General features: G+C 59.3%; 1 protein-coding gene. It reads right to left on the reverse strand.

Features of this window, described 5'->3' with window-relative positions; all coding sequences use genetic code 11:
- Positions 1-145: 145 nt before the first annotated feature.
- On the reverse strand, positions 146-691 hold a 546-nt coding region (locus MKD49_RS25745), incomplete at its 5' end, for a branched-chain amino acid ABC transporter permease (RefSeq protein WP_252697714.1).

Raw genomic sequence — 691 nt, forward strand, 5'->3', positions numbered from 1 at the left:
AGCAGGCTGAACCGCGCCTGCTGGGGGTTGCGCTTCATGTCGAAGGTCATGAGAGCCATAGTGTTCTCTTCCGATTTTCTAAGTTCTGATTTCTAAATTTCTAAGTTTTCGTTACTAAGTTTCAAGATTGAAATAACTTAAAAACTCAGGCACGGTCCGCCACACGCTCACCCATGATCCCGGACGGACGCAAGGTCAACACGATGATCAGCACGATGAAGGCGAAGATGTCCTGGTAGTTGCTGCCCAGGAAGTTGCCAGTCAGGTCTCCGATGTAACCGGCACCCAGACTCTCGATCAGGCCCAGCAGGATGCCGCCCAGCATGGCACCGTAGATGTTGCCGATACCGCCCAGCACGGCCGCCGAGAAGGCTTTCAGGCCCGGCACGAAGCCCATGGCGAATTGCGCGGTGGAATAGTTGGCGGCCCACATCACGCCGGCAATCGCGGCCAGTGCGGCACCGATGGCGAAGGTGACGATGATGACGCGGTTGGCATCCACGCCCATCAAACCGGCGATGCGGGGGTTCTCGGCGGTGGCACGCATGGCGCGGCCCATCTTGGTCTTCTCCACGATCAGCACCAGGCCGATCATCGCGGCCAGGGCCAGGATCAGCAGCATGATCTGGGTCGGCGAGATCAGGGCACCGGCGATGTTGACCGGGGTCGAGGGCATGATCTGCGGGAACGG

Source organism: Herbaspirillum sp. WGmk3 (genome assembly GCF_023952535.1).
GTDB lineage: Bacteria > Pseudomonadota > Gammaproteobacteria > Burkholderiales > Burkholderiaceae_D > Herbaspirillum > Herbaspirillum huttiense.